The organism is Chordicoccus furentiruminis, from assembly GCF_019355395.1.
Taxonomy (GTDB): Bacteria; Bacillota; Clostridia; order Lachnospirales; family Lachnospiraceae; genus Chordicoccus; species Chordicoccus furentiruminis.
Map to the genome: position 1 here is coordinate 2,774,200 of NZ_CP048829.1, position 17,659 is coordinate 2,791,858.

16 protein-coding genes are annotated in these 17,659 nt (G+C 60.0%); 12 read left to right on the top strand and 4 right to left on the bottom strand.

Annotation, left to right across the window (positions count from 1 at the left end):
- The first annotated feature begins 99 nt into the window (after positions 1-99).
- The 10 genes from ygeW to moaA all read left to right on the top strand — a co-directional run bounded on the left by ygeW (position 100) and on the right by moaA (position 9,621).
- Positions 100-1,299: a knotted carbamoyltransferase YgeW gene (ygeW, locus tag G4C92_RS12615; RefSeq protein ID WP_274940184.1), complete on the top strand. Its 1,200-nt coding sequence runs from the start codon at positions 100-102 to the stop codon at positions 1,297-1,299.
- A gap of 191 nt (positions 1,300-1,490) precedes the next feature.
- A complete protein-coding gene (gene arcC / locus G4C92_RS12620) occupies positions 1,491-2,432 on the top strand; it encodes a carbamate kinase (RefSeq protein ID WP_274940185.1) in 942 nt (313 codons plus the stop codon).
- Between the two features lie 119 nt (positions 2,433-2,551).
- A complete protein-coding gene (gene hydA, locus G4C92_RS12625) occupies positions 2,552-3,898 on the top strand; it encodes a dihydropyrimidinase (RefSeq protein WP_274940186.1) in 1,347 nt (448 codons plus the stop codon).
- Positions 3,899-4,024: 126 nt separating this feature from the next.
- A complete protein-coding gene (locus G4C92_RS12630) occupies positions 4,025-4,408 on the top strand; it encodes a RidA family protein (RefSeq protein WP_274940187.1) in 384 nt (127 codons plus the stop codon).
- Between the two features lie 90 nt (positions 4,409-4,498).
- Positions 4,499-4,726 carry an acyl carrier protein gene (locus G4C92_RS12635; protein ID WP_274940188.1) on the top strand — a complete coding sequence of 76 codons (228 nt, stop codon included), beginning with the start codon at positions 4,499-4,501 and terminating at the stop codon, positions 4,724-4,726.
- An 81-nt stretch (positions 4,727-4,807) separates the two neighbouring features.
- Positions 4,808-5,941, top strand: coding sequence for an Ig-like domain-containing protein (locus G4C92_RS12640; protein ID WP_274940189.1), 1,134 nt, complete (start codon positions 4,808-4,810; stop codon positions 5,939-5,941).
- Positions 5,942-5,969: 28 nt separating this feature from the next.
- Positions 5,970-6,308 (top strand): cupin domain-containing protein, encoded by a 339-nt coding sequence (locus G4C92_RS12645; protein ID WP_274940190.1) that lies wholly within the window; start codon positions 5,970-5,972, stop codon positions 6,306-6,308.
- Between the two features lie 16 nt (positions 6,309-6,324).
- Positions 6,325-8,094 carry a serine hydrolase domain-containing protein gene (locus tag G4C92_RS12650; protein ID WP_274940191.1) on the top strand — a complete coding sequence of 590 codons (1,770 nt, stop codon included), beginning with the start codon at positions 6,325-6,327 and terminating at the stop codon, positions 8,092-8,094.
- A gap of 53 nt (positions 8,095-8,147) precedes the next feature.
- Positions 8,148-8,624, top strand: a complete 477-nt coding sequence (gene moaC / locus G4C92_RS12655; protein WP_274940192.1) for a cyclic pyranopterin monophosphate synthase MoaC — start codon at positions 8,148-8,150, stop codon at positions 8,622-8,624.
- A gap of 4 nt (positions 8,625-8,628) precedes the next feature.
- Entirely contained in the window at positions 8,629-9,621 is a 993-nt protein-coding gene (moaA, locus tag G4C92_RS12660; protein ID WP_274940193.1) for a GTP 3',8-cyclase MoaA, read from the top strand.
- A 79-nt stretch (positions 9,622-9,700) separates the two neighbouring features.
- Here moaA and G4C92_RS12665 read toward each other — a convergent pair whose 3' ends face one another.
- The 4 genes from G4C92_RS12665 to G4C92_RS12680 all read right to left on the bottom strand — a co-directional run bounded on the left by G4C92_RS12665 (position 9,701) and on the right by G4C92_RS12680 (position 14,469).
- Positions 9,701-10,378 carry an ABC transporter ATP-binding protein gene (locus G4C92_RS12665; RefSeq protein ID WP_274940194.1) on the bottom strand — a complete coding sequence of 226 codons (678 nt, stop codon included), beginning with the start codon at positions 10,376-10,378 and terminating at the stop codon, positions 9,701-9,703.
- Positions 10,379-10,390: 12 nt separating this feature from the next.
- Positions 10,391-11,518 carry a hypothetical protein gene (locus G4C92_RS12670; protein ID WP_274940195.1) on the bottom strand — a complete coding sequence of 376 codons (1,128 nt, stop codon included), beginning with the start codon at positions 11,516-11,518 and terminating at the stop codon, positions 10,391-10,393.
- Positions 11,511-12,851, bottom strand: coding sequence for an ABC transporter permease (locus tag G4C92_RS12675; protein ID WP_274940196.1), 1,341 nt, complete (start codon positions 12,849-12,851; stop codon positions 11,511-11,513). The genes G4C92_RS12670 and G4C92_RS12675 overlap by 8 nt, the downstream gene beginning before the upstream one ends.
- A 157-nt stretch (positions 12,852-13,008) precedes the next feature.
- Positions 13,009-14,469, bottom strand: a complete 1,461-nt coding sequence (locus G4C92_RS12680; RefSeq protein ID WP_274940197.1) for a hypothetical protein — start codon at positions 14,467-14,469, stop codon at positions 13,009-13,011.
- 412 nt (positions 14,470-14,881) lie between these two features.
- Between G4C92_RS12680 and G4C92_RS12685 the strand changes: the two genes are divergently transcribed.
- The gene (locus G4C92_RS12685) at positions 14,882-16,240 is read left to right on the top strand and encodes an MATE family efflux transporter (protein WP_274940198.1); all 1,359 of its coding nucleotides are present in this window, start codon (positions 14,882-14,884) and stop codon (positions 16,238-16,240) included.
- A gap of 236 nt (positions 16,241-16,476) precedes the next feature.
- Positions 16,477-17,565, top strand: a complete 1,089-nt coding sequence (locus G4C92_RS12690; RefSeq protein WP_274940199.1) for a CobW family GTP-binding protein — start codon at positions 16,477-16,479, stop codon at positions 17,563-17,565.
- Positions 17,566-17,659 lie beyond the last annotated feature (94 nt).

A 17,659-nucleotide genomic window follows, 5' to 3' on the forward strand; every position in this document is an offset into this window, starting at 1 on the left:
GCGCAGCGGCGCCGGCCGGAACCAAACGGCTGTCCCGGACCGTCAGGACCCGGCGGATGCATGTTCATGAACGACGAGAGAAGATAAGGAGAGAAAAAGATGGACGCAGCACTCAAACAGTATCTGGATCACCTCCGCAGCCTGCATTTTGCGGACATGTACGAGAACGACTTTTTCTGGACCTGGGACAAGACAGACGAGGAGATCGAGGCCGTCTTCACAGTGGCCGACACGCTCCGCTACATGCGGGAGCACAACATTTCCACGAAAATCTTTGATTCGGGGCTCGGCATCAGCATCTTCCGGGACAACTCAACCCGCACCCGCTTCAGCTTCCGTTCGGCCTGCAACATGCTCGGTCTGACAGTGGCGGATCTGGACGAGAAGAAGAGCCAGATCGCGCACGGCGAGACGGTCCGGGAGACAGCCAACATGATCTCCTTCATGGCGGACGTCATCGGGATCCGCGACGACATGTACATCGGAAAGGGTCATACCTATCAGAAGACGATCGCCGATTCGGTCGCCGAGGGTTACCGGGACGGCGTGCTGGAGCAGAAGCCGACCCTCGTCAATCTGCAGTGCGACGTGGATCATCCGACGCAGTGCATGGCGGATATGCTCCACATCATCCATCAGTTCGGCGGCGTGGAGAACCTGAAGGGGAAGAAGCTGGCGATGACCTGGGCTTATTCGCCCAGCTACGGCAAGCCGCTCAGCGTGCCGCAGGGCGTAATCGGGCTGATGACCCGGTTCGGCATGGATGTGGTGCTCGCCCATCCGGAAGGCTATGACGTGATGCCTGAGGTGGAGAAGGTCGCATCGGAGAATGCAGCCCGTTCCGGCGGCTCGTTCCGCAAGGTGAACACGATGGAGGAGGCTTTCGAGGGCGCCGACATCGTCTATCCGAAGAGCTGGGCGCCTTTCGCGGCTATGGAGAAGCGCACGAAACTCTACGGAGACGGCGACTTCGACGGCATCGACCGGCTGGAAAAGGAACTGCTGGCCCAGAACGCGAACTACAAGAACTGGTGCTGCACCGAGGAGATGATGTCCCGGACGAAGGACGGGAAGGCGCTTTACCTGCACTGCCTGCCGGCGGACATCAACAACGTCTCCTGCAAGGACGGCGAGGTGGCCGATACGGTCTTCGACCGCTATCGCGTCCCGCTGTACAAAGAGGCGTCCTTCAAGCCGTATATCATCGCGGCGATGATCTTCCTCGCGAAGGAGAAGGATCCGGCCGCTGTGCTGGAGGCGCTGGAGAAGCGTGGAGCAAACCGGTTCTTTAAGGGATAACGGAATGATACCGCTGCCGTGGCAGGGCAGCCGGCGCGGAGGATCCGTCTGGCGTGACGAGCCCGGACGGGTCCTCCGCCGTTTCATCCGGACGGGATGAAAACGGAAGCCGCGGGCAATGCGGGCGGACGGCCCGGCGGGAGCCTCAGAACACGGACGGCGGAAGAGCCGGAACATGATGGAGGAAAAACATGGGGAAGAGAATCGTCATCGCACTCGGCGGAAACGCGCTGGGAACCAGTCTGCCGGAACAGATGAAGGCCGTCAAGATCACGGCAAAAGCCATCGTCGACCTGATTGAGCAGGGACATGAGGTTGCGATCGCGCACGGCAACGGGCCGCAGGTCGGCATGATTCAGAACGCCATGACGCAGCTGGTCCGTTCTGATCCGGACCGCTACGTGCCGTGTCCGCTGTCTGTCTGCGTCGCCATGAGTCAGGGGTATATCGGGTACGACCTGCAGAACGCGCTCCGGGAGGAGATGCTGGACCGCGGTATCTCGAAAGGCGTCGCTACCGTGCTCACGCAGGTGGAGGTGGACCCGGGGGATCCCGCTTTCGACCATCCGACGAAACCGATCGGTGCGTTCATGACGAAGGAGGAGGCGGACCGCCTCGTCCGGGAACGGCAGTACGACGTGGTGGAGGATTCCGGCCGGGGTTACCGGAGGGTTGTGGCTTCGCCGAAGCCGGTTAGCATCATTGAAATCGGAACCATCCAGTCCCTTCTTGATACGGATCATGTCGTTGTGGCCTGCGGGGGAGGCGGCATACCGGTCTTTCGTACGCAGGGGCATCATCTGAAGGGAGCGGCGGCCGTGATCGACAAGGATTTCGCCGCTTCGAGACTGGCGCAGCAGCTTGATGCCGACGTTCTGATTATTCTGACGGCGGTCGAAAAGGTCGCGATCCGGTTCGGAACGCCGGAGCAGACTGATCTCGACGAGCTGACGCCGGATCTGGCACGGAAGTACATCAGGCAGGGAGAATTCGCGCCCGGATCGATGCTTCCGAAGGTGGAGGCGGCGGTTGAGTTCGCCGAATCCGGGCCGGGGAGAAGCGCACTGATCACGCTTCTCAGCAAGGCGTCGGAGGGGATCGCCGGACGGACGGGCACAAGGATCCGCGCGTGAGATTCCGCCGCGGCTGTGGTACAATAGGAACATCACAAGAGGCGTCTGCGCCGCATCCCGGCGCCGTGCGAAAACCGGCGGCGGAGGTACGGCAAGGGCACGGACAGGAGGTGAGCCGATTGATCATCATCAGAAACGGCGTGCTGATCACACCGGAAGGCAGAAAGGAGACTTCTCTGGCTGTCGACGGAGGACGGATAGTCAGAATCGGGCCGGTGGAACCGGGACCGGGCGATCAGGTCTATGATGCCGCCGGCTGTTATGTCTATCCCGGTTTTATCGACGGCCACACGCATCTCGATCTGGAGGTGGCAGGCACGGTGACCGCGGATGATTTCGAGTCAGGCACGAGGGCGGCGGTCTGCGGAGGAACCACCTGTGTCGTGGATTTCGCCACCCAGTACAAGGGAGACACGGTACTTCACGCGCTGGAAACGTGGAAGAAGAAGGCGGAGGGCCGGTCTCACGCCAACGTCGCGTTCCATATGGCGATCTGCGACTGGAATGAGCGGACGAGGACGGATCTTGCGGCGCTCCGGGAAGCCGGCGTGATGTCCTTCAAGGTCTATATGGCGTATGACACCGCGCTTACGGATGATCAGATTCTTGAAGTGCTCGAGGCGATCAAACCGCTGGGTGGGATTCTCGGCTGCCACTGCGAGAACGGAGCGCTGGTGACGGAGCTGCAGCGTCAGCAGCTCGCAACCGGTCACACGGCGCCCTGGGCTCATCCGCTGAGCCGTCCTGCCGAGGTCGAGGCGGAAGCCATCAACCGCTTCTGCTATCTCGGCCGTCTGGCCGGCACTCCCGTCAATGTGGTTCATCTTTCCACCCGGCTCGGGCTGGAGGAAATACGGGCCGCCAGGAGGCGGGGCCAGACCGTCTACGTTGAGACATGCCCCCAGTATCTGCTGCTGGACGAAAGCCGTTACAGGGAGCCCGGATTCGAGGGAGCGAAATATGTCTGCTCGCCTCCGCTTCGGACGAAAGAGGACATTGAGGCGCTTCGGCTCGCCGTGCTGCAGGGCGAGATCGACACGATTGCAACGGATCACTGCAGCTTCCGATTCCGTGACCAGAAACAGGCCGGACGGGACGATTTCACAAAGATTCCGAACGGAGCGCCGGGCATTGAGCACCGTCTGGCCGTGATGATGAAGATCTTCGGAGACGATCTTGATCCGGCCGGATACTGCCGCCTCATGAGCGAGAATCCGGCGAAGCTTTTCGGGATGTATCCGCGAAAGGGCGCGCTGCTCGAGGGATCGGACGCCGATATCTGCGTCTGGGATCCGAACGTATCGTGGACGATCCGGGCGGAATCGATGCAGCAGAACGTGGATTACACGCCGTACGAGGGTATGGCGGTCAGCGGCCGTCCGCGGTTCGTGTTTGTGAACGGAACGCTTGCGGCGAAGGACGGCATGCCCACAGAGGCGATGGCAGGCCGGTACGTCCGGAGGTGACATGACTTTCGGGCAGAGGAACAGGCGGCTTTCCGGCTGTTTCAGACGGCCGGGCGTGACAGATATAGAGGGACGGAATTCGCTGCGGCGGTTTTATCCCGAAGTTTGAGACAGGAGGGATACGAAATGACAGACAGAAAAGGAATTCACACGGAAAACGCGCCGGCTGCGATCGGACCTTATTCGCAGGCTGTCCGTGCCGGACAGACCATCTATGTATCCGGCCAGCTGCCGATCGACCCGTCGACGGGAGAGTTTGCGGGAGAAGACGTCGCGAGCCAGACGAGACAGGCTCTGACCAATATCCGGAATATCCTGAAGGAGGCGGGAGCGGATATGAACTGTGTGGTGAAGACGACCGTTCTGCTTGCCGATATCGGGGATTTCGGCGCGATGAACAGCGTTTATGCCGAGTTTTTCGAGGCGCCGTATCCGGCCCGCGCCGCGTTTCAGGCTGCCGCGATTCCGAAGAACGCGCGGGTGGAGATCGAGGCTGTCGCCGTGATTTGACGGGGACTTCCTTCCTGTTTGGTGTTCAATTTCCGCCGCGCCTGTGGTAGGATAGGAACAAGTCATCGTAAGACAGGAGGAAAACAAAGCATGGATCAGATCATTTCAATTCTGGAGGGGATTCGTCCGGGTGTCGATTATGAGACGGAAGACGAGCTGATTGACGACGGCATCCTGACCTCATTCGACGTGATGACACTGGTCAACGAGCTCAACGAGGCTTTCGGGATTGAGATCGGGATGGAGGACATGGTGCCGGAGAATTTCAATTCGGTGGAAGCGATCGAGGAACTCGTGAAGAGTCTCGGAGAGGATTAGCTTCCTGCAGTATCTGACTGATTCGGCCGCCGGTCTTGTACCGGCGGCCGTGCGTATCCGGTGAGAAAGACTGAGGAGATGATGGAGAGAAGAGGAAGGCTTCGCATCTTGGCGGCTGCTGTTCTGGCGCTGCTTGTTCTGCTGCCGGGCGCTCTGCCGGCGGGAGCCGCCGTCCAGCGGCTGCGCTTCAGCCGTTCCGCCGAGACGGTGGGACTTCACAGCGTGAATCAGCTCACGCTGGCCCAGATCCCCCGCGGATACAGCCGGCGTTCTCTGGTCTGGAAGAGCAGCCGGCCGGATATCGCCTATGTGACAAGGCAGGGCGTCCTCTACGGGAAGAGAGCAGGCAAGGCCACTGTGACCGTGCGGACGGGCAACGGCCGGTACCGCGCAAGGCTCAGCGTCAGGGTTAACGACTATTATGCTGCCCGGCTGCTGCCCGTCGATGTGGGGAAAAAGCCGGCGCGGACGAAGAAGACGACGCCGGCGGTGCAGATCCCGGAGGGGGCCGGCGTCTACAACAGCCTGCTGTACCGTCTCTGGAAGAACAACACGGTGGTTGTCTACCAGTTCAGTTCGATGAGGCGGATCGGCCAGTTCAGCGCCGTTACCGGCCACGGCAACAACGTGCAGTTCGATACAGCGAAGACCGGGCGGGGATCATCCTTCGTCTACGCTTACATCAACGCGTGGACCAATCCGACGAAGCTGTACTATGTGAAGCTCTCAAAGTCCGGTGCCAAACCGGTGCGGACCGTCATCCTTCCGACCAGCGCATCCGGGTACTACGGCGAGCAGGTGCTGGATTCGGATCATCAGATTCTCTATTCCATCGGCTATACGCAGAAGTCCTGGCGGAAGCAGCTGAGCGGAGAGAGGATGGTCGTCAGCAAATGGAATCTGAAGACTCTGAAGAAGAACCGGGACGGCACTTATACGCCGAGACGGATCACCTCGTGGACGGTTCCGTTCATTCCGACGCTGCAGGGTTCCGCTTACCGGAAGGGGAAACTGTATATCCTTTCCTCGACGCCGAACGTCTATCAGACGAAACTCTATGTGCTGGACACAGCGTCGAAGAAGGTGAGTTTTACATACAGGAAATTCCCTGATGCGATCCGGAACTCGGAAGCGGAGCAGGTCTTCTTTTACAAAGACAAGCTTTATCTGGCGAACTGGAACCATATCTGGCAGCTGAATCTGAATCTCGACTGAGAGCGGAAAATGGAAGAAAGGAGCGGACATGAAGCTGAAATCCGAAGTGGTAAGAGAAGAGAGAAAAGCGGGAGGCGAAGGGACGACCGTGATCGAAAAGCTGCTCGCGAAGGAGCAGCTGCGCGACAGGTGCGGGATGTTCAGCCGGGTGACGCTGAACCCGGGGTGCTCGATCGGCGTTCACACCCATCACGGAAACACGGAGACGTATTATATCCTCAGCGGAGAAGGCACCTATACGGACGACGGCGAGACCTATCCGGTCCGTCCGGGCGACATCACCTTCTGTCCGGAGGGGCATTCACACGGGCTCGCCTGTGCGGGCAGCGAACCGCTGATCTTTATGGCGCTTATCATCAACACTTGAAACTGAGGTGAACGGTATGCCAGGCTTCAGCTACGCATATTTGCAGCTGCTTTTCAAGATTTTAGCGAGGCAGACGGGACAGATCAGCAAGGTGGAGTTCGTTCCGCAGAAGCCTCACTACCGGAATCTTGCGGAGCGTCAGCCTTTTCCGAGGGCGACGCCGGAATCCCAGGGCGTCTCGTCACTGCATCTGAAGGAATATCTCGAGGCGCTGGCCGACGACGGGGAGGCGAACCCGCATCACGCCATCGTGATCCGTCACGGAAAAATCATCGCGGAATGCAGCTACGCTCCCTATGAGAACGGCATGTGGCATATCACGCATTCGATGTGCAAATCCGTGACCGGAATGGCGGTGGGCTTTGCGATTGAAGAAGGACTGCTGACTCTGGACGAGAAGATCGGCGATATTTTCCCCCAGTATGTGAAGCTGCTTGCGAGGCTCAGCCGGAAGGACGTCACCATCGAGAATCTGCTCGATATGACCAGCGGCGTGAGCTTCACCGAATCAGGCGCCATCACGGGCAATGACTGGCGGACCGGCTTTATGTCATCCTCCTTCCGGTCGGAACCCGGGACGAAATTCGAGTACAACAGCATGAACTCGTACATGCTTTCCGCAGCGATTCAGGAGAAGACCGGCATGACGATGTTCGACTACCTGAAGCCGCGCCTCTTCGATCCGCTGGGGATCGACGAGGTGTTCTGGGAGCGATGCCCGCAGGGTATCACCAAAGGCGGATGGGGGATGTTCATTCGGCCGGAGGACGCCTGCAAGCTCGGACAGCTCTATCTTGACGGAGGACGCTGGAAGGGAAAGCAGATTCTGCCGACTTCCTGGGTCAAGGCAAGCACTTCGCCGCACGTGGACAACGGAAAGTTCGGCTACGGGTATCAGATCTGGATGGAGGAACGGCCGGGAGGCTTCGCGTTCAACGGCCTGTTCGGTCAGGATGTGGTCTGTTATCCGGATCTGGACATGATCGTGATGATCAACGCGGGCAACCGTGAGATGACGCAGAGCGGAAGCCTCACGGAGATCATGCGGCGCTTTTTCGGCATCAACTACCATCCCTCGGATGAACCGCTTCCGGAGGATCCGGAGGGGCAGAAGGCGCTGGCCGAGTGCATCCGGTCCTTCGGAGCCGGCCATCCGGCCGCCGTGCGCACTTTCCGGGAAAGGCTCGGACTTTCCGGCGCGGAAGCATGCGCGATCACGCCGGGTGAACTGGCTGGCGCGCTCAAGGGCAGGGTGTATGAGATGGACAAGTGCCAGGTCGGCCTCTTTCCGCTGATCTGTCAGGTGATGCACAACAATTTCACCGACGGAATCAGCCGGATCGGTTTCGACGAGATGGACGGCCATCTCTTCCTTCAGCTTTATGAAGGACCGGAGATTCACCACATTCGCGTCGGCTTCGACCGGCCCGAGAAAAGCGAGATCCTGCTTCACGGCGAACCCTATTACGTCGGGACGCTCGGACGGGTCGCTACGGATGAGGATGAACGGGCTGTACTGGTGCTGAACATCTCTTTCATCGAAGAAGCCTGCAGCCGTGAGCTGCGGCTGTATTTCCATGATGATGAGATCGAGCTGCGCGCGGACGAGACGCCGGGCAACGCGGTGATCGAGGATGTACTTACCTATACGGCGGAGCCGGGAGACCTTCTGAAGCTGCCTTTCGGGCGGGCCCTGATGGAGAGCGGTGGGATGGATCTGATGCAGATTGCGGTGCAGTCGGCGATCCATCCGACTGTGCACGGGCACCGGGTGAAATCACTTTGAATGATCTCCCCGGCGTGAACCGCGCATGACATTGGCGGAAACGGAGCGGACGGATGGAAGAGAAGCTGACTCACTTTGATGACAGGGGCGACGCGATTATGGTCGACGTCTCCGGGAAAAAGGAGACGGAGCGGACGGCTCATGCGACAGGCGTGATCGAGGTCAGTCCCGTGGTCCTGAAGGCGGTTCTGGAAGGCAGCGTGAGGAAAGGGGACGTGCTGGGCGTCGCCCGGCTGGCGGGTATCATGGCGCTCAAGCGAACCTTTGAGCTGATCCCGCTCTGTCATGTTCTGCCGCTGGATGCCTGCCGGATCACATTTGAACCGGATCAGGAGGCGTCTCAGATCCGCTGCGACTGCTTTGTCTCCTGTCACGGGCGGACCGGCGTGGAGATGGAAGCGATGGTTGGAGCGTCGACGGCCTTGCTGACGATCTACGACATGTGCAAGGCGATTGACAAGCGGATGGTGATCCGCGAGGTTCATCTGGTGACGAAGACCGGAGGAAAATCGGGGGATTTCAATTTCTGACAGAATGAAAGACGGATACGGAAGGACAATCTCATATCTGAGAATTTCGGTCACAGACCGGTGCAACGAGCGCTGCCTCTACTGTATGCCGGCCGAAGGCATCCGGCCTGTGCGTCACGGGGATCTGCTCTCCTTCGAGGAGATTGAAAGAGTGGTGAAGGCGGCAGCGGGACTCGGGATCCGTGATGTCCGTCTGACCGGAGGGGAGCCGTGTGTCCGGCGGAACCTGCCCGTGCTCGTGCGGAAGATTGCCGGAGTGTCTGGTATCAATTCGGTATCGATGACGACAAACGGAACGTTGCTTGCGCCGCTCATGCAGCCTCTGTACGAGGCGGGGCTGAGTTCCGTGAACCTCTCCCTCGATACGCTGGACGAGACGTTTTATGCGCGCCTTACCCGGACCGGCCGTCTTCAGGACGCGCTGGACGGACTTGAATCCGCCTGTGCGTATCCCGACGTCACGGTTAAAATCGATACCGTGCTCACCGGTCGCGCAGAGCAGAAACTGACGGACGTGGCTCTTCTCGCGAAAGAAAGGCCTGTACATGTCCGGTTCATTGAGCTGATGCCGATCGGACTCGGCCGTACGTTTGCCGGTGCCGGGGGCGTGAAAAGCGCGGAAGAGGCGGAACGTGTCCTTACGGAGAAGTTCGGTCCGCCGGAAAGGGAGCCGGACTTCAGACCCGGTCACGGACCGGCCGTCTACGTCCGTTATCCCGGCTTTCAGGGAAGGATCGGTTTCATCGCGGCGGTAAGTCACCGCTTCTGCAGCCGATGCAACCGTCTGAGACTGACATCGGAGGGGTTTCTGAAGACCTGCCTTCAGTACGCGGACGGGACGGAGCTGCGTCCGCTGCTCAGAGACCCGAGCATGACGGACGCGGATCTTGAAAGGGCAGTCCGGGAGGCCATTCTGAACAAACCGAAGGAACACCGGTTTTACGAAAGCATGATTGAGCATGAGGAACAGGCGGACATGAATCAGATCGGCGGCTGAGGCCGCCGGTTTTTTTGCTGTTCACCGGTATGGTTTTGCAGCGGGAACTCACGGACGTGAAGCTTTGAGCCGGGCGGGATCAGCGCCGGATTTCCTTCGAACGGCGGATCGCGGCTGCGGCTGCCTCCACAGTTGCTTCCTCCGCCGCGCCGTCCCGGATCAGATAGAGGCGGTCGGAGAACTGCATTTCCTCAATATCGTGCGTGGAGAGGATGATCATCCCGCCTCTGGCGCGGAACGCATCCAGATAATCATAGATGATGCCTCTGTGATAGAGATCCAGAGCGGCGGTGGGTTCGTCCATGATGAGAACCGGAGGCTCATTGGCAAGCGCGCAGGCGATGGCCAGGCGCCTTTTCATACCGCCGGAGAGCCTTGAGACACGGGTTTTCAGGATGTCCTGAAGCTCCAGAGCACGGACGGTTTCTTCATCGCCGGTCACGGGATGCCCGCTCCAGAGCCTCAGATTGTCCCAGACGGTCAGCTCCTCGAGAAGCGGGTTTGTCTGCGGTACGTAGCCGATCAGTTCACCGAAAGCGCTCCGGTCTTTCAGAAGATCCCGCCCGAAAAGAGTGAGACGGCCGGAGTCCGGGCGGTCGACGCCGGCGAGAATCCGGAAAAGCGTGCTCTTGCCGATGCCGTTCCGTCCGGCGATCCCGACGCAGGTGCCTTTGACAGCGGTAAGCGTAACGTCCGTCAGCACCCGATTCTTTCCGTAACGGCGGGTCAGGTGACGCACTTCAAATGTATTGTCCATCGTGATTTCCTTTCAGAGAGCGCCGGAGAGATAAGCGTACCATGTGTCCGGCAGCAGGAACCGCAGCGAGCGAAAGCTTTTCGTCAGAATGCCGGCGGCGGTGAGGTCGGACGCCATCAGTACTGAAGCGAGGAGAAGCAGCGCGACGATCGTGAAGAGACAGATCGTTTCATTCCGGAACAGCGAGGCAAAGACAGCCGCCCACACCGCCGTCAGAGGAACGCCCGCTGCCAGCGCCAGCAAAAGGCGCGGCAGCGCTGAGAGAGGCAGCGTCCCGGAGATGAGAAGCAGCGCATCCGTCATCATCGTGAAAATGAGGAGAGGAAGCAGGATATCCGTCACGGCGAAGACCCGGGCCGCGCCACTGGAGAGCGCCGATCGGAAGGCCTGGTACCCGGGAGCGAACCGGCCGGCGGCGAAGAAGAGCGCAGCGCCGAAGATCAGAACCGCCGCGGCCCGGCCGGATGTGCGGGCGCGGGCCGTCCGCTGATTCTCCGCGCTATCCCGGTTCTCCGTGTAGGCTTCTCCTTCATGCAGCGAACTGGCAGCGGTCAGTTCGCCGGTGCCGGCGTCCTCGAAGAAGACCTGCAGCACCGCGTCGCCGGAGGCGAGACTCCGGCTGGACTCAAGCAGCGCCTGCTTTGCCTCCTCTGTGTTCTCCTTGAAGATCTGCCCCCGGTCACACTGGTCGGAAAGGAGCTGGTCCGAATATTTCGAGAGAAGGATCGTGAAAATCTCTTCCTTGACCGCCGACGCCTTGGTCGAGGCGGTGGAGACGACTGCGTCCGCGCAGGCGGTGAGATCGCCGGACTCCGCCGCCTGATCCAGCCGGCTGTCCAGAATGAAACCGCAGTCCAGGCGGCCGGAGGCTACATCGTCAAAAAGGGCGGAGCGGTCGGTGTAGAGCCGGTAGCGGTAAACGGACCGACCTCCGAGCAGTTCCTTCGTGATCGCGGAGGCATAGACGCCGCCGCTGTCCATCAGTCCGACCTCCGTGTTGGAGGCGTCCGGCAGAACGGCGGTTCCGACAAGGCGGAGCGTGATCAGTCCGAGCAGGAGCACGAACCAGAAGGACGGTTTCTTCAGACGGCGTTTCAGAAGAATGGCAAGAGAGCCCATCCGGATGAGGCGGTCAGTCATGTCGTACACCTCCGATCCATGCGGGAATCAGAAAAGCGGCGGAGAGGGCGGCGCTCCATCCGAGCGCGTCGTTCATCGACCCGGAGGCCTCCGGCCAGAGAATCCGGCTCACCAGAAGCTGAACCAGATGAACAGGAGAGACGGAAGAGACGGAACGGAGAGCGTCCGGCAGATACGCGGTCGGAAGGAGACCACCGGAGACGACAAAGAGAAGCAGAACGAGTAGCAGCATGCCGAACGCGGCGGCCTGATCGGGCAGAAAGGTGTTGACGAGATGGATCCATGAGGCCATCAGGCCTGCTGCAGCGAGGAGGAATGGGATTGAGCGCGGGAACGCGCGCAGTACTTCCGGAAGCGGAGAGCCCGCAGCCGCGGCCGAGGCAAGGTCTGTGCCCAGCAGGAGGAAAGTGCCGAAGACCAGGCAGGAGAAGAAGACAGCCAGAAGGCGCGCCGTCTCAAGCGCGGTGACGGAGGGACCGGAGCGGGCAAGCAGGCGGAGTACAGAGCGCTCTTCAGAGGTATAAAACGAGGAAAAGCCGACGCCGAAGAGGAAGAGCGCCGCGGTGACCGCGCTGACAAGGTAGAAGGCGGAGCCGGTCAGCGAACCGAAGGCGGATACGGAAACCTTGTTCCAGAGTGCTTCACGGTTCATGGCTGTCTTAAGGAAGAGGTCAAAGATCCGGTCGCCGATGGTGCCGGGATCCGTGACCAGCGTGTAAGTCTGTCCGGCCGCCATCGGGGCGTAAACCGCGCCTTCCACCGTGCGGATGATGCGGACGCCGGCGCTGACCAGAGAGGCGAAGAGATCCTTCTCCAGACCGGCCGCGCCGGCGCCGAGACGGATCAGCACCGGTGTGTTGGTCCCGTTGTTGATGTTGTCGTAGGTATCGGCGCTGATATAGATGACCGCGTCGAGGGAGCCGTCCGCAAGACCGGCCTCTGCTTCCTTCTGCTTTACAAAGGAGAAGGAGGCAAGCGTCTTCACGGAGTCCATCTGGGAAACCAGCCGGACCGCGAGAGAGGTCATGGCGCCAGGCCGGGTGTCCTTCGGCGCGCTGCCGGATTCAGGGGCGGTTTCGGGACTGTTTTCAGCGGCGGATTCCGCTGTACTTTCTGCGGCGTTCCCGCCCGGAGTCACCGTGATCGCCCGATCCGTTGTGACGATGCCGATCTGGGCTCTGGTGAGAGAGCCTCGTGATGACATCACAGCGAGAAAGACCGAGGTGGCCAGCACGACCGCTCCGGCGATGATCGCGATACTGACGGCAAAGAAGGGGATGAATCTCATCCCCTTCTTTGTCTCGAGGAGCAGATAGTTCCTCCAAACCTTCATTTTTCCGGATTTCATACCAGTCCTCAGACGGGAAAACGGCGCGGACGCGTCCGCGCCGTTTTCCCGCTTTCATTCCGGGCAGCAGTCTGTCCGGCTGAGCCGGTCCGCTGCCATGCTCTGCATAGAGCGGCCGGACTGTGCGCAGCGGTCGGAACGGTCAGGCCGCCGGGGCCTCAGACTCCATTCCCTCCGGAGAAGAGTCGGTCTCCCCGGAGCCGGACCCGAACAGAGAACTCAGCGTTTCCATAAGGGAGCTCAGCTCTTCTTCGCTGGCGGTGGTCAGTTCCATCGTCTCGCCGTCGAACGGTGTGACCTTGGCGCCTTTCTTGAACGTCAGATCGATGGTGTAGCCTTCGACAGCGGTGTTCAGCTTGTAGCCGTCGTCTGACTTCGCAAAGGTTCCCTCCAGTACGGTGGAGGATCCGTCGCCCAGTGCGAAAGCGCCGCTGGCGGTGTCATAGGACAGCGTGACGGCCGAACCGTCCTCAGTGGCGAAGGAATAAGTCGTCTTGCTGCCGTCCACTGCGGTGGAAAGAGCCAGAAGCGTGCTTTCGCCGTTAGACATTGTCATCTCGTGCCAGGGCACATCCTTGCCGGTCAGCAGAATGGACATCGTCGTGCTGTCTGCACCGGATTCAACCGACTCAGTCGAGCTGTCTGAATCCGCCTGGCTCATGGTGACGTCAATTTCACGCACATACCTGTCGTCAATGTAGTAGGTGTAGACGGCGCTGACGGAACCGAGCTGGGACTCGGCCTCCTCCAGCTGAGAGGTAATATCGGATGCGTCACTGTTGACTGCCGCACCCGCGAAGGAGCCGAACATGGAGAGTAACTCGCGCATCGACATCCCGCCGTCAGAGAGAGGCGTATCCATGGCTGCTTTGTAGACTGCGGAAAGCTGTTCGCCGGTCAGCGTCATCGTGTAGCCGGTGCAGCTGACGGCCGAGCCGTCCACCGTCACGTCCTTCGTGCCGCCGTCGGTCCAGAGATTCGACCCGTTGAGCGCGTCTGTTACAGCCTTCCTATACTCGTCGGAAATCGTGAAGCTGCCGCTGGTCACCGCATCGCGGACAGCGCGGATTGCGCCGTTGACCTGGGCGAGCGTGTCCTTATAGGAAGCGAGCCCGCCGGTCGGGTTATCGTTGGTGTAATCATAGGAGAGCGCTTTTTCGAGGAAGGTCGGGCAGGAAAGCACGATGTGCTTCTCATCGAGATATTCCTGAAAATCGATATTGACGCCGCTCATCGAAACCGTACCGGTCAGCGACTGGTTCTTCGCGTCCGCGTCCTGCGCGTAGCTGACGGAGGCGGATACGGCCGGCTCGGACGCTTCGCTGCTTTCGGCGGACGATGATCCGCCGGAGAGATTGAAATCGAAGCCGAACTGACGGTCCGTGAAGACGGAGCCGAGATCTTTCAGGCTGTTGATCACATCGTCCGCGACGAATGTGTTCTCGCAGGCCTTGTTCAGCTCGTCGGGGAGCTGTGCCGCTTCAGCTACTGCGGAAGCGGCGGATGAAGCTGACGAGGCCATCACCCCGATCGGAGCGGAAGCCATGAGCATAGCTGCGGAAGCGGCTGCGATGGTTCTGCGTGCGATTCTGTTTCTGTTCATAGGAACCCCTTTCCTGTGCGCCCGGTGCCGGGCGGTGTCCGGTTGTCAAGGTCGTATGCTGACAGCCTTGATGCAGTCCCGCATGCGGGCTGATGAGAAACGCATGCCGAAAGGGACGAAAATCCCGCTATTGTCAGAATACTCCTCTTACAGTATAAGGCACCCCATAGAGAAATGCAAATGAAATCGACAGGGCGACGGCGTGATCCGCCGCTGTTCAGATACGAAAAAGCCGTGAGATTTCTCTCCCCGCTCCAGACAAGTCACCGGACTCGCACCGGTCTCTGCCCTGCTGCATGTCCCATTAAAAAATCGCTCTCCGGCTATAGAAAAAGTATTCATACGTGCTATAATCAGAGAACATGCAGGCGAAAGTCGTCCTGCTTTTTTCTATGGTTCGGAGGAAAAATCTTTGACGAAAAGCATGACCGGGGGACGGCCGATCCGTCTGATACTTCAGTTCGCGTTTCCGCTGCTTCTGGGCAACCTGTTTCAGCAGACCTACAATATGGTGGACGCCGCGATTGTCGGCCGGACGCTGGGTGCGGCCGCTCTGGGAAGCGTCGGCGCGTCGAGCAGCGTCAACTTTCTGATCCTCGGATTCTGCATCGGCCTCGCCTGCGGTTTCGCGATCCCGGTCGCGCAGGCTTTCGGAGCGGACGACAGACGGATGCTCCGCTCATGCGTCTTCCACTCATGGATTCTGACGGCAGCCTTTGCCGCTGTTCTGACGGTGGCCTGCTCGCTTCTGACGCCGCAGATTCTGCACCTGCTCCAGACGCCGGATGATCTTTACGCCGACGCATACGCCTATCTTCTTGTGATTTTTCTAGGAATCCCGTTCACGATGCTCTACAACCTCTGCTCCGGTATTCTCCGGGCGGTGGGAGACAGCCGGACGCCGTTTCTCTTCCTCGCGTTTTCCGCGGTGCTCAACATCGGGCTGGATCTGTTCTGCATCCTCGTCCTCGGCTGGGGAACGGCCGGGGCGGCGATCGCGACGATCGCTTCGCAGGGCATCAGCGGGATCCTCTGTTTCTTCTATATGCGCCGGAAGTATGCGCTGCTTCGCGTGGGCAGAGAGGAGCGGAGATGGAATCCCCGGACAGTCCGGAAGCTGCTGCTGATGGGAATCCCGATGGGACTGCAGTACTCGATCACCGCGATCGGCAGCATGGTGATGCAGAGCGCGAACAATTCGCTGGGCTCTCTGTACACGTCCGCCTTCGCGGCCGGCGTGAAGATCAAACAGCTGACGATGTGCCCCTTCGACGCCATCGCCACCGGCGTTTCCACCTTCGCCGGCCAGAACTACGGCGCGGGAAAGGTCGACCGGATCCGCAACGGGATACGGAGCGGCACCATGGTCGCGGTGTTCTACGGCCTGCTGGCCGGGTTCCTGCTGATCTTAGGCGGGCGGACCATGTCGCTGCTGTTCGTTTCCTCTTCCTATCAGAAAGTGCTGGATGCTTCGGGACGCTATCTCCGCTGCATGGGTTATTTTTACTGGACACTCGGGATACTGAACACGATCCGCATGTCGATTCAGGGACTTGGCTTTTCCGGCCGGGCGATTTTTTCAGGCGTGATCGAGATGATTGCCCGCACGTTTGTGTCTCTGGTCTTTGTCCCGATCGCAGGCTACACGGCGATCTGCTACGCGGATCAGACTGCGTGGGTGACTTCTTCGATCTACTGCGTGATCATGCTGGGCATCTGCATGAAAACGATCCGGACCCGGACCTACAGGAGGTCAGCCGCGGAGGAGTGAGGTCGGCCGTCGGTCAGGCATGAACTTTTTGACGGAGTGTGCTATAGTGGAACAGACTCTGCCGGCCGGGCTGATGAACACTCTGCGGCAGATACGAAAAAGACGCGGCGCCGGGAAGACGGCCGCGCAGCAAAAAAGGGCCGGCGAGGTACGCTGCGGCAATCGCGCCGGATAACAGAAAACAGACAGCATCAGGCGGGCTGTGTCAATCAGGGTCCGCCGGAACGGAGGCGAACATGACGAAGGTAGATATCATATCCGGCTTTCTCGGGGCCGGCAAGACGACCCTGATCCGGGAACTGCTGACAGAGGCGCTGAAGGACGAGCAGGTCGTGCTGATTGAGAATGAATTCGGTGAGATCGGGATCGACGGAGGCTTCCTGAGGGAGGCGGGCGTGCAGATCCGTGAGATGAATTCCGGCTGCATCTGCTGCTCTCTGGTCGGAGACTTCGGAAAGGCGCTCGGCGAAGTGACCCGTACCTATCACCCGGACCGTATCATCATCGAGCCTTCGGGCGTGGGAAAGCTGACGGATGTCATCCGGGCGGTGGAGAGAGTCAGCGGAGAGGCCGGCGTGGAGGTGCATTCCGCAACGACAGTGGTGGATGTGCTGAAATGCCGGATGTATCTGAAAAACTTCGGCGAATTCTTTAAAAATCAGGTGGAGGCCTGCGGCACGGTGATTCTGAGCCGGACGGATACGGAGAAGGCGGATCCGGAGAAGATCGGGGAAGCGGTCCGGCTCCTCAGGGATCTGAACGCGTCTGCGACGATTGTCACGACTCCGGCGGAGGAACTGGGAGGCAGGAAACTCCTGTCCATTATGGAAGGCGCGAAGCCGGATCTGCTCTCCATGAGCGATGACGAGGCGGATCATGACGGCTGTGAAGAGCATCACGACGAAGATGAGCATGCATGCGGCTGCGGGGATCATCATGATGAAGATGAGCATGCATGCGGCTGCGGGCACCACCATGATGATCACGACCACATCGGCGGCGGACATCATGATGAGCACGGCCACCATCATCACCACCACGACGCGGATGAGGTATTCACCAGCTGGGGACGGGAGACGGCGCGGCCGTACGCGGAGGAGGAACTTCGCCGGATTCTGAAAGCCCTGACCGAAACGGAAGAATACGGCATCGTTCTGCGTGCCAAGGGAATTGTGCCGAAGGGGGACGGAAGCTGGCTGTATTTTGACATGGTGCCGGGAGAGGCGGATGTCCGTCCGGGCGCGCCGGAGTATACAGGACGGATCTGTGTCATCGGCTCGAAGCTGAAGGAAGAAAAGCTGGCGAAGCTGTTCGGAACGGATTGAGCGGGAGGCCGGCGCGGCCGCGAGGCAGCATCAGGCCGGGCGGCGGAAAACGGCCCGGAAGGAAAAGACAGACGGCCTGCATGGCCAAGACAAT

What these genes read in the sequence shown, in the direction of transcription:
- ygeW (WP_274940184.1), top strand. Translation starts at nt 100, where the DNA reads ATGGACGCAGCACTCAAACAGTATCTGGATCACCTCCGCAGCCTGCAT.
- arcC (WP_274940185.1), top strand. Translation starts at nt 1,491, where the DNA reads ATGGGGAAGAGAATCGTCATCGCACTCGGCGGAAACGCGCTGGGAACC.
- G4C92_RS12630 (WP_274940187.1), top strand. Translation starts at nt 4,025, where the DNA reads ATGACAGACAGAAAAGGAATTCACACGGAAAACGCGCCGGCTGCGATC.
- G4C92_RS12635 (WP_274940188.1), top strand. Translation starts at nt 4,499, where the DNA reads ATGGATCAGATCATTTCAATTCTGGAGGGGATTCGTCCGGGTGTCGAT.
- G4C92_RS12640 (WP_274940189.1), top strand. Translation starts at nt 4,808, where the DNA reads ATGGAGAGAAGAGGAAGGCTTCGCATCTTGGCGGCTGCTGTTCTGGCG.
- G4C92_RS12645 (WP_274940190.1), top strand. Translation starts at nt 5,970, where the DNA reads ATGAAGCTGAAATCCGAAGTGGTAAGAGAAGAGAGAAAAGCGGGAGGC.
- G4C92_RS12650 (WP_274940191.1), top strand. Translation starts at nt 6,325, where the DNA reads ATGCCAGGCTTCAGCTACGCATATTTGCAGCTGCTTTTCAAGATTTTA.
- moaC (WP_274940192.1), top strand. Translation starts at nt 8,148, where the DNA reads ATGGAAGAGAAGCTGACTCACTTTGATGACAGGGGCGACGCGATTATG.
- moaA (WP_274940193.1), top strand. Translation starts at nt 8,629, where the DNA reads ATGAAAGACGGATACGGAAGGACAATCTCATATCTGAGAATTTCGGTC.
- G4C92_RS12665 (WP_274940194.1), bottom strand. Translation starts at nt 10,378, where the DNA reads ATGGACAATACATTTGAAGTGCGTCACCTGACCCGCCGTTACGGAAAG.
- G4C92_RS12670 (WP_274940195.1), bottom strand. Translation starts at nt 11,518, where the DNA reads ATGACTGACCGCCTCATCCGGATGGGCTCTCTTGCCATTCTTCTGAAA.
- G4C92_RS12675 (WP_274940196.1), bottom strand. Translation starts at nt 12,851, where the DNA reads ATGAAGGTTTGGAGGAACTATCTGCTCCTCGAGACAAAGAAGGGGATG.
- G4C92_RS12680 (WP_274940197.1), bottom strand. Translation starts at nt 14,469, where the DNA reads ATGAACAGAAACAGAATCGCACGCAGAACCATCGCAGCCGCTTCCGCA.
- G4C92_RS12690 (WP_274940199.1), top strand. Translation starts at nt 16,477, where the DNA reads ATGACGAAGGTAGATATCATATCCGGCTTTCTCGGGGCCGGCAAGACG.